Consider the following 14,892-nt stretch of genomic DNA (forward strand, 5'->3'; position numbering starts at 1 on the left):
GACAGACGCCTATGGATAGTAATAAAAATGAATATGAACATATGTTATTTTACTTTGCGTATAAGACGTTTATTACGGCAGCAGACGAGATTGTAGAAAAATATGGCATGAGTAGACAACATCATCGGTTTTTATTCTTCATTAATAAATTACCAGGCATCACGATAAAACAATTATTAAGGACATTAGAAATCTCAAAACAAGGATCTCATGCTACATTGCGTAAACTTAAAGAAGAGGGGCTCATCGTGGAACAAACATCTGAAGAAGATCGTCGCGTTAAACAACTCTTTCCCACCCCAAAGGGCAGTAAATTAGTAGATAAACTTAATAAAGCGCAAAATGATTTAATGCAAGAAACCTTTCAAAAAGTAGGCCATGATTGGTATGACATTATGGAAGAACTTGCAAATTATCGCGAAGGCTTTCAAGATATTGAACATTTGAAAGATGAAAGAAATAAGACAGATAATTAATGAGGAGCTAGGAGACTATTAAGACTCCTAGCTTATTAATGTGAACCTTAGTTTAATAATGTTTAATTTTCAAAAATATTGTGTTAAAACTTAATAATTTTATTGTATTTTTTGAAATTAAAAGTAATATTGAACTGTAATTATTTAAACTTTTAAGGGGAGCAAAATGAAAAATAAAAAATTTAGTTATCATCTTTCGCATAAGTGGCTATTGGGAGTAGCTACCACAGTTATTGGAATAGGACTATTAAGTGTAATTGAGGGACAAGCACAAGCCGCTGACACAACTCAACAAGCAACTTCAAAGTTAGATACATCATCAACCAATCCTATTAAGAAGACAAAGCAAAATAAAGAAATTAGTCAAGTTGTACAATCAAATTCAACGACTTCATCAAGGACGACACAAACAATTAATACATCTAAAGGTAAGCAAAGTATTAAAACAGTGACGCCAAAATACAAAGTAACGAGCCCTAAAGTAGTAAAACCTGTCTCAACACATAAAGTGATGACTAAATCGTTGAAATCAAAGTCAGTGCAATCTAATGTAGCATCTAAAAGCTCGGTATCATCTAAAAAGACTCCGCAAACTAAGAATTTAACGACTAAAACTTCATCAAAATATAAAGCAAAAGCACCTACGAAAGCGAAAGCAACTTCTACGTCAAATACAAAAATTAAAGCCACATATCCACAAACACAAAGTCACGCAAAAACATCTAAAGTGAATGCTTCGCATAAAGTAATTAAAAAAAGTACAAAGCAAGCTAAACCTAAAAAGACGACAAAAACAAAAGCTACAATTGCATCTGTTAAAACACCTGTGCCGGCAAATACCACTACGGTTAAACAGATGCCTCAATATCGAGTAGGTAGAAATATAGCGGATCATTATAATTCAATGAGCGAATTATTAAACCACACTCAGCAAGGGGTCGATTGGACAAAAGAGAGTTCTGATAATCATAGTAGGGTGTTAATAATGGCGCCACACGGGGGAAATATTGAACGTGGGACAACGGAGTTAACTAAATTGATTGCAGCAAAAGGTAACTATAATTATTACACGTTTAATGGGCTAAAAAAATCAAATAGCAATGAACTACATGTCATTTCAACGAATTATGATGATCCGGATTTAATTAATCGTAATTATTATAAGGATGTGTCTGTGACGGTTCATGGTGTACGTGCACAAAAAGGGATATTAGAGAATACAGTATGTATAGGTGGATTAGATTACAATTTAAAAAATCTTATCAAAACTGAATTGGTAGGACACCAATTTAATGTACAAGATGCAAGTGGTTATATAGCTGGAGCAACATCAAACAATATTGCTAATTTTAATTGGAGAGGAAAAGGAGTTCAACTAGAACTTACTTCAGATTTGCGCGACAGAATGTTAAAAGGAGATGTCATGGATAACGGCTTATCAGTAATGGATAATTTTGCTACGGCAATCAACAACGCCATTACACAATACTTAATTTAATAGAAAACGGCATCAGAAATCTAATGCCAAATTAAAGACTGAGACACTTATGAATAAATGTCCCAGTCTTTTTAAGATTGTATTAGAAATTTTTGCTCATTTCTCTTGCTTCAGCAAGTGATGCGGCTTTAATTTCTTCAGTTCTTTCAGGTTCCGCATTATGTCCTTCAATAATAACTGTTTCATATGAAGGCACACCTAGGAATGACATGATTGTTTTTAAGTAACGATCGCCACTTTCCATTTCGGCTGCAGGGCCTTCTGAATAAAAACCACCACGTGATTGGATGTGTAATACTTTTTTATCTGTTAAAAGACCTTGTGGACCTTCAGCAGTATATTTGAAAGTTTTACCAGCAATTGAAATTGCATCAATATAAGCTTTTAATACTGGTGGGAATGATAAGTTCCACATTGGTGATACGAAGACATATTTATCAGCTGCAAGGAATTCATCTAAAATTGCGCTTAAGCGATCAACTTTTTGTTGTTCTTCATTAGTAAGTGTATCGCCATTACGTAATTTGCCCCAACCTGTTAATACGTCTTTGTCGATCATAGGAATATCTTCTTTAAATAAGTCGATGTGTTTAACCTCATCGCTTGAATGGTTCTCTTTATATGCTTCTAAAAATGCTTTACCAGCTGCCATTGAATTAGAAGCTAATTCGTCTAATGGATGTGCTGTAATGTATAATAATTTAGCCACAGTCATGCTCCTCAAATCATTTATTTCGAAATCGATATAATTAATATATTGGATTTTCAAAATATTGCAATACTTTTCAATGAAAATCAGACCAATGGGGTATAGGAATATTTAATGTAGGTTTTAAAAATAAGTTAATTAAGTGTATAATATAGGTAAATTTAGATTTAAATACACAGAAGAAATCTAATGAATGTAGAACCTTAAAGGAGTGACAGACGTGAGAGGATTATTAATTACAGTAGTTTTAGGCGTAGCTGCATATGTTGGTTTCAAGAAATATCAAAATAAAGTTAATGAAATGCCTAATATTGAATATTAATGTTGTAAGCCATGATGTTTTCATAATGAAAAACGTCTTGGCTTTTTATTTTATATAAATTCTACATAATATTTATTGAATTTCTCTAAATTCAAAGAAGTGCTATCTGATGTGGAAAATATAAATATTTTTTATTTAAAAAGACAAATATTGGCTATGTAGTATTATATAATATTCGGAAGGGACTTTTTCTCATTAATTTGCTCGGAATTAATAGATTGAAATACATAATTGAGCATTAGATACATAATTAATGAATATGTAGTATAAAACGTAAAAATTTACATGATATTTACATAAGATTAAAAATTCTTTTAAATTATTGTTATACGATGAAGTGTAAAGGTTTATTGCCATAAAAATGAGCCCTAACCCCATTTCACATAGGAATATATGAAATTTTTTGAAAAAATAAAGTTTTGAAATGTATATATTTTAAAAATATGTTGTAAAAACCATTTTAAAAATATAAAATTAATATCGAAATTAGAATTCGGAGGTAAATATGGAAAATTCATTAGATTTATCAAAAGTATTGGAAATATTGAAGAAAAATTGGTGGCTTTTAGTTTTACTACCAATTATCTTACTACTAATTACTTTGGCAATTACGATTTTTGTAATGAAACCACAATATCAGGCTAATACGCAAGTGTTAGTTAACCAAAGAGAAAAAAACCCTGAAATGATGGCCCAAGAAGTACAAGGTAATATTCAATTGGTGAATACATATTCAGAAATAATTAAAAGTCCAAGAATTTTAGACGAGGTGTCTAAAAAGGATGATAAATTTTCTGTAGATGAAATTGAAGATATGATGACAGTATCTAATAAAGATCAATCACAAATTTTAGATATTGATGTGAAATCTAAGAATAAAAAAGATGCAGAACGTGTAGCTAATGAAGTTGCAGACGTATTTAAAGATAGAATGCCTAAGATAATGAAAGTTGACAATGTATCGATCTTATCAAGAGCTAACGGAACAGCTACTCAGGTTTCACCTAACATCGTTCTAAACAGTGTGATTGCGATTGTATTAGGACTATTCTTAGCTATTATTATTTTAATTTTAAAAGCCCTCTTTGATAATAGAGTTAAAACAGAAGATGATGTTGAAAGAGAATTAAATATACCTGTTTTAGGTTCAATACCAAAACTTAAATAAGGAGTTATAAGCATGGCTAAACAGAAAAAAGAAGTTAGAAAAAAATTAGCAACCCCTTTATATGTGCACGATAAACCAAAGTCAGTTGCAAGTGAAAGATTCAGAGGTATAAGATCTAATATTATGTTCTCAGGCGTAGAAGAAACTAGAAGTATTATAGTTACTTCGGAAAAACCAGCTGCAGGTAAAAGTATAATATCTGCCAATATAGCTATAACTTATGCACAAGCTGGATATAAAACATTAATTATAGATGGAGATATGAGAAAACCAACTCAACAATATATATTTGAAACTTCTAATTATGATGGTTTCTCTAATTTAATAATTGGGAAAAGTGATTATGACAAAGCTATTAGAAGAACGAGAATAGATAATTTAGATTTATTAACATCAGGCCCTGTACCTCCAAATCCGTCAGAATTAATATCTTCTGAAAAATTCCATAGATTGTTAGAGGACTTATTCAATTATTATGATTTCATTTTAATTGATACACCGCCTGTTAATACAGTTACAGATGCGCAAGTATTCCTACAATATGTTCCTGATTGTGTATTAGTTATAGATTCAGAGAACAATAATAAAAATGAACTTAAAAAGGCTAAATCTTTAATTGACAAAGCTGAAGGCCATATTTTAGGAGCAGTACTAAATAAAATGCCTAGAGATAATTCCTCTAGTTATTATTATTATGGAGAAGATGAATAAAATGATAGATATTCATAACCACGTTTTAATTGGTGTAGACGATGGTCCTAAAGATGAAGAGGAAATGCTTAAATTACTTAAGCAGGGAATAGATGAAGGGGTTACAGATATTATTGTAACTCCCCATCATCTTAGCCCTACATTCGACAATGAATACAAAGTTGTAGAAGAAAAATTACAACAACTTTTAAATCTCGATAAAGTGAGAGAATTAGGTATCAATCTTTATCCGGGACAAGAAATTAGAATAAGCGATCAAATCATTCCGCAACTAGAAAAAGGCGAAGCTATTGGGTTGAACCGCTCGAAGTACTTATTAATTGAGTTTCCTTCTGGTGGAGTTCCTCACTATACGAATCGCCTTTTCTTTGAATTACAATCTAAAGGTTATGTTCCAATAATTGCACATCCTGAGAGAAATAAAGAGATAAGCCAAAACCTAGATGTATTATTTGAACTTGTAAATGAGGGTGCACTTAGTCAATTGACTTCAGCATCATTAATAGGCAAGCACGGTAAAAAAATTCAAAAAATTTCGATTCAAATGATGGAGAATAACTTAGTACACTTTATTGCTTCTGACGCACATCACGAGACCAATCGCCCATTTATAATGAATGATTTATTTGAAGATAAGAAATTGAAAAAATATGAAGAAAGCATAAAAATGCTTATGAATAATGCAAAATTCGTTATTGACGATAAAGATTTAGCCAAAAAACAACCTACTCAAGATTATCAAAACAAAAAATTATTTGGCTTGTTTTAAAAGAAAGTAAGGGGGATAGGCATGTGGACAAATTAAGTACAAGAATGCGTCTGCTTATACTAATTATAATAGATTCACTGATTGTAGCATTTTCAGTATTCATTTGTTACAACATTTTAGAACCTTTCTTTGAAGGGTATTCGCATAAACTTTTAATATTGACTTCATTAATTTTATTAGTATCACATCATGTTTTTGCATATATATTTAATCTTTATCATCGTGCTTGGGAATATGCGAGTGTTAATGAATTAATTTTGATTGTTGAATCAGTAACTTGTTCAATAATAGCTACAGTTGTTTTTATACCTCTGTTTACAGGACATCCACCATTTTTTAGATTATATCTAATTACTTGGATGATGCATTTAATCTTAATAGGTGGTTCTCGTATATCTTGGCGAGTGGCAAGAGGATTTGTTGTAGGGAAACAGAAAAAGAAAAAACCGACACTTATAGTAGGCGCAGGTCGTGGTGGTTCACTATTAATTCGTCAAATGTTAAGAAGCCCGGAAATGGGATTAGAACCAGTTTTAGCGGTTGATGACGATTCTCAAAAACGTAAGTTAACAATTGCTGAAGGAGTAAAAGTTCAAGGCAAAATTGAAGATATTCCTTTATTAGTTAATAGATTTCATATCAAACGAATTATTATTGCTATCCCAACGCTCAAGCCAGATCGTTTAAAAGAAATAAATGATATTTGTAATAGTACAGGTATTGAATTATTCAAAATGCCAAGTATTGAGCAAGTACTAGCTGGTGAACTTGAAGTTAACCAATTAAAACGTGTTGAAGTTGAAGATTTACTAGGACGTGAACCTGTAGAGTTAGATATGGCAATGATTTCTAAAGAATTAACTCATAAAACTATTATGGTTACAGGAGCAGGCGGATCTATTGGTTCTGAAATTTGTAGACAAGTTTGCAAATTTGAACCAGAGCGCATTTTATTACTAGGGCACGGCGAAAACAGTATTTACTTAATCCACCAAGAATTAACTTCACTCTATAAAGATAAAATAGAAATTATTCCAATTATAGCTGATGTCCAAAATGGCGAACGTATCCAAGAAGTAATGGATAAATATAAACCATACGCAGTGTATCATGCTGCAGCGCATAAACATGTGCCTTTAATGGAGTACAATCCTATTGAAGCGTTTAGAAATAATGTATTAGGCACTCGAAATGTAGCAACAGCAGCCAAAAATGTAGGCGTTAGAAAATTTGTGATGGTATCAACTGATAAAGCGGTTAATCCTCCTAATGTTATGGGGGCATCAAAACGTTTAGCTGAAATGGTGGTTCAAAGTCTTAATAATGAAAATAGTAAAACTGATTTTGTAGCAGTTAGATTTGGGAATGTTTTAGGATCTCGTGGTTCTGTAATTCCTTTATTTAAAAGACAAATTGAGGCTGGAGGCCCTGTAACAGTTACTCATCCAGATATGACAAGATATTTCATGACTATACCGGAAGCATCAAGACTAGTTTTACAAGCTGGAGCTTTAGCTCAAGGTGGAGAAGTATTCGTATTGGATATGGGAGAGCCAGTTAAAATTGTCGATTTAGCACGTAACTTAATTAGATTAAGTGGTAAAACCGAGGATGAGATACAAATCAAATTTAGTGGTATTCGTCCGGGAGAAAAAATGTACGAAGAATTACTTAACGAAAATGAGATACATCCTGAACAAGTATACGAAAAAATCTATAGAGGAAAAGTAAAAGACTTTTCTAAAGAAGAAGTAGATGAAATGATTAGTGATTTAGCAAGTGACTTCAGAAAAGAAAAAATACTTAAGATTGCTAACGAATAGGAGAATTAATATGTTTAAAGATAAAGTACTATTAATTACAGGTGGAACAGGTTCATTTGGTAATGCAGTTATGGAACGTTTCCTTGATACAGACATTAAAGAAATAAGAGTTTTTTCAAGAGACGAGAAAAAACAAGATGATATGAGAAAAAAATATAACAATCCTAAATTAAAGTTCTATTTAGGTGATGTTAGAGATTCTCATGGTGTTGAAACAGCTATGCGAGAAGTTGATTTTGTATTTCATGCTGCTGCATTAAAACAAGTTCCTTCTTGTGAATTTTTCCCAATGGAAGCAGTAAAAACAAATGTAATGGGAACAGAGAATGTGCTACAAAATGCTATTCGTAATAATGTAAAAAAAGTAATTTGTTTATCAACTGATAAAGCGGCTTATCCAATCAATGCAATGGGTATTTCAAAAGCAATGATGGAAAAAGTATTTGTTGCTAAATCTAGAAATGTTGATAGTGATCAAACATTAATTTGTGGAACTAGATATGGAAATGTTATGGCTTCAAGAGGGTCAGTAATCCCATTGTTTATTGACAAAATCAAAGCAGGGGAACCACTAACTGTAACAGATCCAGATATGACTAGATTTTTAATGAGTTTAGAAGAAGCCGTAGAATTAGTAGTTCATGCATTTAAACATGCAAAAACTGGAGATATTATGGTTCAAAAAGCACCTAGTTCAACTGTAGGAGATTTAGCAGAGGCTCTTTTACAATTATTTGAGGCCGACAATGAAATCAAGATAATTGGAACAAGACATGGTGAAAAGAAAGCTGAGACATTATTAACTAGAGAAGAATATGCTCAATGTGAAGATATGGGTGAATACTTCAGAGTCCCAGCTGATGCAAGAGACTTGAACTATAGTAAATACTACGAAGATGGTAGCGAAAAAATAACTGAAGCTTATGAATACAATTCTGATAACACGAATATTCTTACAGTAGACGAAATTAAAGAGAAACTACTTTCTTTAGAATATGTAAGAACTGAACTAAGTAATTACAAAAAAGGTTAGGAGAGTTTATATTGAAAATCGTTATAACTGGTTCAAACGGATTTGTAGGTAAAAACCTTAAAGAAGATTTGAAAGCAACAACAGATGATGAGATTTTAGAAGTAAATAGACAAACTAGCTCAGAAGATTTAAAAAAATACTTATCAGAAGCTGATTCAGTAGTTCATTTAGCTGGCATTAATAGACCAAAGAATGAAGAAGAATTCAAAGAAGGTAATGTCGACTTTTTAAGTGAAGTTTTGGAATTATTAAAAGAAAATACTAAAAAACCTGATATCATTTTATCTTCTTCTATTCAAGCTGAAAATGACAATCCATATGGCAATAGTAAACGTCAAGGAGAACAAGTGCTTGAAGAGTTTTCAAAACAAAATGGTAACAAAGTATTAATATATAGATTACCTAATTTATTCGGTAAATGGTGTAAACCGAATTATAATTCGGTAGTCGCAACTTTTTGTCATAAAATTGCTAGAAATGAAGATATACAAGTTAATGATGAAAATGCAATTCTTAAATTAAACTATATTGATGACGTAATTAAAGAATTCAAAAACGCAATTAATAAAAAACCTAACCTTGAAAATGGAGAACCTAAGGTCGCTAATGTATATGAGGTGAAATTAGGCAGAATAGCTGAACTTTTATATCAATTTAAAGAAATACCTAATGATAAATCCTTACCTAACATTGAAGATCCTTTTGAAAGAGCATTGCACAGCACATTTTTAAGTTATTTACCTGAAGAAGAATTTAGCTATCCGTTAAAAATGAATGTTGATAATAGAGGTTCATTTACTGAAATCTTTAAAACAATTGACAGAGGACAAGTATCTGTAAATATTTCTAAACCGGGTATAGTTAAGGGTAATCACTGGCACCATACTAAAAATGAGAAATTCTTGGTTGTTTCAGGAAAAGGTGTTATTCGATTTAGAAAAGTTGGAGAAGATGAAGTTAAAGAATACTATGTTTCGGGAGAAAAAATGGAAGTTGTTGATATCCCTGTAGGATATACCCATAATATCGAAAACTTAGGTGATACTGATATGGTTACTATTATGTGGGTAAACGAAATTTTTGATCCTAATAATCCAGACACATACTTCTTGGAGGTCTAATAAAATGGAAAAATTAAAATTAATGACAATCGTAGGTACTAGACCAGAAATTATAAGGTTATCTGCAACGATTAAAGCATGCGATAAATATTTCAATCAAATTTTAGTTCATACTGGTCAAAATTATGACTATACGCTTAACCAAGTGTTTTTTGAAGATTTAGAATTAAGAGAACCAGATCATTATCTTGAAGCAGTAGGAAATCACTTAGGTGAAACCATGGGAAATATTTTAGCTAAATCATATGAAGTTTTAGCTAAAGAAATGCCAGATGCTTTATTAATTTTAGGAGATACAAATAGTTGTTTAGCGGCAGTGTCAGCTAAAAGACTAAAAATACCTGTATTTCATATGGAAGCAGGTAATAGATGTTTTGATCAAAATGTACCTGAAGAAATCAACCGAAAAATCGTTGACCATGTGAGTGATGTGAATTTACCTTATACAGAACATAGTAGACGATATTTATTAGATGAAGGATTCCAAAAACAAAATATATTCGTTACAGGTTCACCAATGAAAGAAGTACTAGACGAATACGCTTATAAAATTGATGAAAGTAACATCTTAGAAAAATTGGAATTAGAGTCTCAAAAATACATCGTAGTTTCTGCTCATAGAGAGGAAAATATCGATAATGAGAAAAACTTCTTATCACTAATGAATGCTATTAATGAAATTGCTGAAAAATATCAAATTCCAGTAATTTATTCAACTCACCCAAGAAGTTGGAAAAAAATCGAAGAAAGAAATTTCGAATTCCACCCATTAGTTAAACAATTAAAGCCGTTTGGTTTCTTTGACTACAATGCACTTCAAAAAAATGCGTTTGTGGTTTTATCTGATAGTGGAACACTATCTGAAGAGTCTTCAATTTTAAAATTCCCTGGTGTATTAATCCGTACATCAACAGAAAGACCTGAAGTTTTAGATAAAGGAACAGTAATTGTAGGTGGTATCTCTTACGATAATCTGATTCAATCAGTAGAATTAGCAAAATCAATGCAAGATAATGATGAACCAATGCTTGATGCTATTGATTATAAAGATTCAAATGTTTCAACAAAAGTCGTGAAGATTATTCAAAGCTATAAAGACATTATTAATCGTAATACATGGAGAAAATCATGATTAAAAAAGTACTAAGTTTATTAAAATCTGTTTCTTCTAAAGAAAAGAATATTAAAGCTAATAGATTAGCTTATATTAAAAATTCAACATTTGAAGGAAATAATTATATTGATAGATTCTGTAAAATCAGAAATTCATCTATTGGCAGATATAGTTATATAGGATTTGGTAGTGATTTTAATAACGTAGAGGTAGGAAACTACTGTTCAATTTCTTCAGATGTGAAAATTGGTCTAGGAAAACATCCAGTAGATTATTTCAGTAGTTCACCCGTTTTTTATTCAAATAATAATCCTTTCGGTACTAAAGAAGCATATTTGACGTTTGACGAAAATCCTAAACGTACAATTATTGGACATGATGTATGGATTGGAGCAAACGTAATTATACTTGATGGTGTAGAAATAGGAACAGGTGCGATTATAGCAACAGGATCAGTTGTTACTAAGAATGTTCCTCCATATCAAATTGTAGGTGGAGTGCCTGCTAAATTAATAAGAAAAAGATTTGATGAAACTACAATTCGACTGTTACTTGATAGTAAATGGTGGACAATGGAACCTAAAAAGCTGAAGGCAAAAAATTTTAATTTAAATAATTTAAACCCTTCAAAAGAATAGGAAGAGATTAATGAAAATTTTAAATATAGTATCTAGTAATATTGTTCAAGATCCAAGAATTCTAAAGCAAATGGAAACCATTAAAAGTATAACTGGTACTCATTTGATGATTGGTATGAATAATAAAAATGTTACTAAAGAACGTTTAGAAACATTAGATTTTCAATATAAACTTCTTGGTAAAAAGGATGAAAGTAATTCGATTTTTAGCAAATTATTGAAAAGAGTAAATTTTGCTAGAGGCGTAATTAAACAAATTAAAAGGTATAAACCGGATGTAATTCATGCTAATGATTTTGACGTTTTATTAATGGTTTATCTAAGTGGATATAAAAAGGCAAACATCATATTTGATGCTCATGAAATTTATGCGAAAAATGCATTTATTAATCAAAATATAATTATTTCTAAAGCTGTAGAACTAATGGAAAAACATATAATTAATAAAAAGGTTAATTCTTTTGTGACCGTTAGTCATGCTGCAAAATCATATTATTTAGATAAGGGTTATAAAAAAACACCTTATGTAATAACTAATGCACCTATTTTAGATAAATCATTAGAGTTAAAAAAACACGATACTATTAATGAAATAGTTTATCAAGGCCAGATAGTGGCTAATCGTGGTTATGAAGAATTCGTTAAAGCTTCAGTACTACCGAGAGAAAAAAATGTAAATTACGTTGTTAGAGGTTTTGGACCACTCGAGAATGATTTAAAAGAGTTAATTAACTCTATCAATGCTAATGTAAGAATCGATGAACCGGTTGAAGTTAGTGAGCTAGTGAGAAAATTAAGTAAAAGTGATATTGGAGTAGTTCTTACTAAACCAGTATCGATAAATTTTGAATATACTGTATCGAATAAGATTTTTGAATGTATTCAAGCAGGCCTACCTGTAATTTTATCACCAGTTAAAGAACATTATTTCTTAAATGATAAATACAATTTTGGAATAGTTATTGATGAAGTAACACCTGAAAAAATAGCTAATGCTGTTGATGAGTTAGTAAATAATGAATCGTTATATGATACTTTACGTGAAAATGCAATAGAAGCATCTAAAACGCTTAATTGGCAAAATGAAAGTCAAAAGCTAATAGAATTATATAAACAGACAGTATAGCAAGAGAGGGATTAAAATGAAGTACTTTATGCTATGCTCAATAATAAGTATGAACTTATTTATTGTAGTATCCACATTATTCAAACAGACTTTTAAATTACCTATCGATTCTTTTTATTACCCAATCATGGTATTAATAGCGGTGCTTACAATTCTTTATGCTTTAGTAGACATTGTTAAAACTAAAAAGATGCCAATAGGATTTGCGTTGTTACTATTAATAGTCGCGCTTATATATATTGCATATGTAATTTCTCCTCACAATAATGAAAAGTTATCTGAGAATAATTTGAGATTCTTTTTATTATGGTCAGTGCCTGCTGCAATAAGTGGGGTATATATTAAATATCTTTCTAAAAAAGTTATTGAAAGATTTTTTAAGTTGGTTTTCATTGTATTTTCAATTACATTTTTAACTGTCATTTTAATACCATATATTTTTGGAAATCTTCCAAGCTATGTGAATTTTGGTTTAATGAACTATCAAAATGCTTCATATCTATCTGCCTTTACTACGGGGTTAGGTATATACATAATTTTAAAAGTGAAGGTAAAATATAATTGGTTTTATATTTTAATGACCATCCTTACACTTCCTTCAGTATTTATACCTGGCGGAAGAGGAGGAGCAATTTTAGTAATATTTTATTTCTTAATTGCTCTAGTAATGCTTACATTCAAGAGAGAAATTCCAGTTGTACTTAAAATTCTTGTTTATATGATAGCTTCGGTTGCCGCTGTATCTTTAATAGTATATGTATTCCAAAGTGGCGGAGACAGTAGAACTTTCTCTTATATTAAAGGAGGTAGCTTTGATGTAGGAGGCACTTCAGGAAGAGGTCCTATTTATCAATTGAGTATGTACTACATTTCTAGAAAATTATTATTAGGGTACGGCCCTTTTAATTATTATCATCTTATTCACAATATCCCACATAATATAGTTTTAGAAATGTTGCTCTCTTTCGGTATTATCGGATTAATTTTTATTATTTTTGTTTTAATTTTAGTAACTATTAAACTTATAAATAACTATGATCCAAACTCAATAGATTTATTAGTATTATTTATTACTATTTACCCAATCACTTTATTGATGTTTAGTTCGAATTATTTAGTAACAAGTGAATTGTGGTTTATTCTATTTTATTTCTTAACCAAAGGGCGTCGTAAAAATGTCTAAAAAATTATTTATTATTGATACATTAAAAACAATTGTAAGTTCTTTGCTAATAGCCTTAGGCTTACAATTTGTCGCTTACCCTTTTATTCATAGGGGGTTAGGAGATAAAGAATTTGGAGAAATTTTAACCATTTATACTATTTTGACTATTACAAGCGTTGTACTCGGGAATACTTTAAATAATATAAGGTTAATAAATGTTGATAATTATTCAACGGAGCATTATTTTAGTAGATTTTACAAAATATTATTTGCTTCAATTCTTATAGAAACTATAGGTCTTTTTATATTATTAGTTTCTTATTTTGAACTTAATATACTAGATACATTATTACTTTTATTCATAAATCTTTTGATGTGTTTGCGAATATACTTAAATGTATTTTTTAGAATGAAGTTACAATATAACAAAATATTATATGTAGCTATAGTTCAATTTTTAGGAATGATGGTTGGTTTAATATTATTTTTTGTAACTCAATACTGGATAATAGTTTTTCTTTTCAGTGAGTTATTTGCTGTTATTTATACTTTATTTGAATTGAGAAAACTTAAATCAGCAAAAGTTACTGAAGATTCTAAACCAATATTTAAGGACTTCATAATGTTATTGGGAACAAATGGTTTGAATAATGTAAATTTATATTTAGATCGTTTGATTTTATTACCTTTTATTGGAGGAAAAGCAGTTACTCTAGCATTCTTAGCTACATTTGTAGGTAAAATGCTAGCAACATTTATGTATCCAGTAAATAATGTGCTTTTATCATATATATCCGTGAATTCAAATTGGAATAAATTTAAACAATATATAAGTGTGAATTTATATAGTATTCTGGCTTTAATTATAGTAATGATTATTAGTTATCCTTTAACAATTTTAATTGTTTCATGGTTATATCAAACTAACCCTGAAGATTTTAAAAACTTAATTTTGATAGGAAATTTAGGGGTATTGATTAATGCAATAAGTATCATGATTCAAACATTAAATACTAAGCATATATCAATTGCTAAACAAGCAAACTATATTACAATCCATACTATTATATATATTTTAGTTACTATATTTATGACTAGTCACTATGGTTTAGTAGGCTTTTTCTGGACTACTTTAATAGCTAATTTAATTAAGTTTTTACTTCTAAATATAATTGGTATTCAGGGAATTAAAAAACAAACAGTTAAAACGGAGGTGTGA

Annotated in this window: 15 protein-coding genes; 14 read left to right on the forward strand and 1 reads right to left on the reverse strand. The window is 30.2% G+C overall.

The window, feature by feature from the left end:
- Nucleotides 1-11 precede the first annotated feature (11 nt).
- Both HS848_RS07340 and HS848_RS07345 read left to right on the forward strand, forming a co-directional pair.
- A complete protein-coding gene (locus HS848_RS07340) occupies nucleotides 12-476 on the forward strand; it encodes a MarR family winged helix-turn-helix transcriptional regulator (RefSeq protein ID WP_107506991.1) in 465 nt (154 codons plus the stop codon).
- 166 nt (nucleotides 477-642) lie between these two features.
- The gene (locus HS848_RS07345; protein ID WP_198611811.1) at nucleotides 643-1,974 is read left to right on the forward strand and encodes a poly-gamma-glutamate hydrolase family protein; all 1,332 of its coding nucleotides are present in this window, start codon (nucleotides 643-645) and stop codon (nucleotides 1,972-1,974) included.
- Between the two features lie 82 nt (nucleotides 1,975-2,056).
- Here the strand turns inward: HS848_RS07345 and HS848_RS07350 are convergent, their stop codons facing one another.
- Nucleotides 2,057-2,683, reverse strand: a complete 627-nt coding sequence (locus HS848_RS07350) for an FMN-dependent NADH-azoreductase (protein WP_198611812.1) — start codon at nucleotides 2,681-2,683, stop codon at nucleotides 2,057-2,059.
- A 220-nt stretch (nucleotides 2,684-2,903) separates the two neighbouring features.
- Here HS848_RS07350 and HS848_RS07355 point away from each other — a divergent pair, with 220 nt between their 5' ends.
- From HS848_RS07355 to HS848_RS07410, 12 genes are all read left to right on the forward strand, one after another.
- Entirely contained in the window at nucleotides 2,904-3,005 is a 102-nt protein-coding gene (locus HS848_RS07355) for an SE2200 family small protein (RefSeq protein ID WP_107506994.1), read from the forward strand.
- Nucleotides 3,006-3,510: 505 nt separating this feature from the next.
- Nucleotides 3,511-4,173: a Wzz/FepE/Etk N-terminal domain-containing protein gene (locus tag HS848_RS07360; protein ID WP_198611813.1), complete on the forward strand. Its 663-nt coding sequence runs from the start codon at nucleotides 3,511-3,513 to the stop codon at nucleotides 4,171-4,173.
- A gap of 12 nt (nucleotides 4,174-4,185) precedes the next feature.
- Nucleotides 4,186-4,884 (forward strand): polysaccharide biosynthesis tyrosine autokinase, encoded by a 699-nt coding sequence (locus tag HS848_RS07365; protein ID WP_198611814.1) that lies wholly within the window; start codon nucleotides 4,186-4,188, stop codon nucleotides 4,882-4,884.
- 1 nt (nucleotide 4,885) lies between these two features.
- Nucleotides 4,886-5,653 (forward strand): tyrosine-protein phosphatase, encoded by a 768-nt coding sequence (locus HS848_RS07370; protein ID WP_198611815.1) that lies wholly within the window; start codon nucleotides 4,886-4,888, stop codon nucleotides 5,651-5,653.
- Between the two features lie 23 nt (nucleotides 5,654-5,676).
- A complete protein-coding gene (locus tag HS848_RS07375) occupies nucleotides 5,677-7,476 on the forward strand; it encodes a polysaccharide biosynthesis protein (protein WP_198611816.1) in 1,800 nt (599 codons plus the stop codon).
- 10 nt (nucleotides 7,477-7,486) lie between these two features.
- Nucleotides 7,487-8,509: a nucleoside-diphosphate sugar epimerase/dehydratase gene (locus HS848_RS07380; protein ID WP_198611817.1), complete on the forward strand. Its 1,023-nt coding sequence runs from the start codon at nucleotides 7,487-7,489 to the stop codon at nucleotides 8,507-8,509.
- An 11-nt stretch (nucleotides 8,510-8,520) separates the two neighbouring features.
- Nucleotides 8,521-9,630: a polysaccharide biosynthesis C-terminal domain-containing protein gene (locus HS848_RS07385; RefSeq protein ID WP_198611818.1), complete on the forward strand. Its 1,110-nt coding sequence runs from the start codon at nucleotides 8,521-8,523 to the stop codon at nucleotides 9,628-9,630.
- Nucleotides 9,631-9,634: 4 nt separating this feature from the next.
- Nucleotides 9,635-10,762: a non-hydrolyzing UDP-N-acetylglucosamine 2-epimerase gene (wecB, locus tag HS848_RS07390; RefSeq protein ID WP_198611819.1), complete on the forward strand. Its 1,128-nt coding sequence runs from the start codon at nucleotides 9,635-9,637 to the stop codon at nucleotides 10,760-10,762.
- Nucleotides 10,759-11,382, forward strand: a complete 624-nt coding sequence (locus tag HS848_RS07395) for a CatB-related O-acetyltransferase (RefSeq protein WP_198611820.1) — start codon at nucleotides 10,759-10,761, stop codon at nucleotides 11,380-11,382. Before wecB ends, HS848_RS07395 begins: the two co-directional genes overlap by 4 nt.
- A 10-nt stretch (nucleotides 11,383-11,392) precedes the next feature.
- Nucleotides 11,393-12,508, forward strand: coding sequence for a glycosyltransferase (locus tag HS848_RS07400; RefSeq protein WP_198611821.1), 1,116 nt, complete (start codon nucleotides 11,393-11,395; stop codon nucleotides 12,506-12,508).
- A gap of 16 nt (nucleotides 12,509-12,524) precedes the next feature.
- On the forward strand, nucleotides 12,525-13,691 hold the full coding sequence (locus HS848_RS07405; RefSeq protein ID WP_198611822.1) for an O-antigen ligase family protein: 1,167 nt from the start codon (nucleotides 12,525-12,527) through the stop codon (nucleotides 13,689-13,691).
- Nucleotides 13,684-14,892: a polysaccharide biosynthesis protein gene (locus HS848_RS07410; protein WP_198611823.1), complete on the forward strand. Its 1,209-nt coding sequence runs from the start codon at nucleotides 13,684-13,686 to the stop codon at nucleotides 14,890-14,892. Before HS848_RS07405 ends, HS848_RS07410 begins: the two co-directional genes overlap by 8 nt.

It is taken from the genome of Staphylococcus caledonicus (assembly GCF_016238465.1).
Taxonomy (GTDB): domain Bacteria; phylum Bacillota; class Bacilli; order Staphylococcales; family Staphylococcaceae; genus Staphylococcus; species Staphylococcus caledonicus.

Excerpts from the sequence above, each read along its gene's own strand:
- HS848_RS07340 (WP_107506991.1), top strand. The coding sequence starts at position 12 with ATGGATAGTAATAAAAATGAATATGAACATATGTTATTTTACTTTGCG.
- HS848_RS07345 (WP_198611811.1), top strand. The coding sequence starts at position 643 with ATGAAAAATAAAAAATTTAGTTATCATCTTTCGCATAAGTGGCTATTG.
- HS848_RS07360 (WP_198611813.1), top strand. The coding sequence starts at position 3,511 with ATGGAAAATTCATTAGATTTATCAAAAGTATTGGAAATATTGAAGAAA.
- HS848_RS07365 (WP_198611814.1), top strand. The coding sequence starts at position 4,186 with ATGGCTAAACAGAAAAAAGAAGTTAGAAAAAAATTAGCAACCCCTTTA.
- HS848_RS07370 (WP_198611815.1), top strand. The coding sequence starts at position 4,886 with ATGATAGATATTCATAACCACGTTTTAATTGGTGTAGACGATGGTCCT.
- HS848_RS07380 (WP_198611817.1), top strand. The coding sequence starts at position 7,487 with ATGTTTAAAGATAAAGTACTATTAATTACAGGTGGAACAGGTTCATTT.
- wecB (WP_198611819.1), top strand. The coding sequence starts at position 9,635 with ATGGAAAAATTAAAATTAATGACAATCGTAGGTACTAGACCAGAAATT.
- HS848_RS07395 (WP_198611820.1), top strand. The coding sequence starts at position 10,759 with ATGATTAAAAAAGTACTAAGTTTATTAAAATCTGTTTCTTCTAAAGAA.
- HS848_RS07400 (WP_198611821.1), top strand. The coding sequence starts at position 11,393 with ATGAAAATTTTAAATATAGTATCTAGTAATATTGTTCAAGATCCAAGA.
- HS848_RS07405 (WP_198611822.1), top strand. The coding sequence starts at position 12,525 with ATGAAGTACTTTATGCTATGCTCAATAATAAGTATGAACTTATTTATT.
- HS848_RS07410 (WP_198611823.1), top strand. The coding sequence starts at position 13,684 with ATGTCTAAAAAATTATTTATTATTGATACATTAAAAACAATTGTAAGT.